The sequence below is a fragment of the Nocardioides sp. CPCC 206348 genome (assembly GCF_048654705.1).
Classification (GTDB): domain Bacteria; phylum Actinomycetota; class Actinomycetes; order Propionibacteriales; family Nocardioidaceae; genus Nocardioides.
Window position 1 is genome coordinate 1 of sequence record NZ_JBMCZA010000163.1, and the last position, 222, is coordinate 222.

1 protein-coding gene is annotated in these 222 nt (G+C 72.5%); it reads right to left on the minus strand.

What is annotated here, in order from left to right:
* Window positions 1-222 (minus strand): alpha/beta hydrolase (locus tag ACOADB_RS12370; protein ID WP_378598850.1); only part of this gene is annotated, 222 nt, incomplete at both ends.

A 222-nucleotide genomic window follows, 5' to 3' on the forward strand; every position in this document is an offset into this window, starting at 1 on the left:
GCGACCACGTCGGACCGCTCCGCCGCCACCGACACGACGTGACCGCCACCGAGCGAGATCCCCCACAGGACCACCCGCTCCGGGTCGACGCCGTCGAGCCGCTTCGCGGCGTCGATCGCTGCGTGTACGTCGGCGACCTGTCCGGCCAGGGAGACGACCTGGCGCGGATCTCCGTCACTGGCCCCGAAGCCGCGGTAGTCGAAGGTGACGGCGTGGATGCCG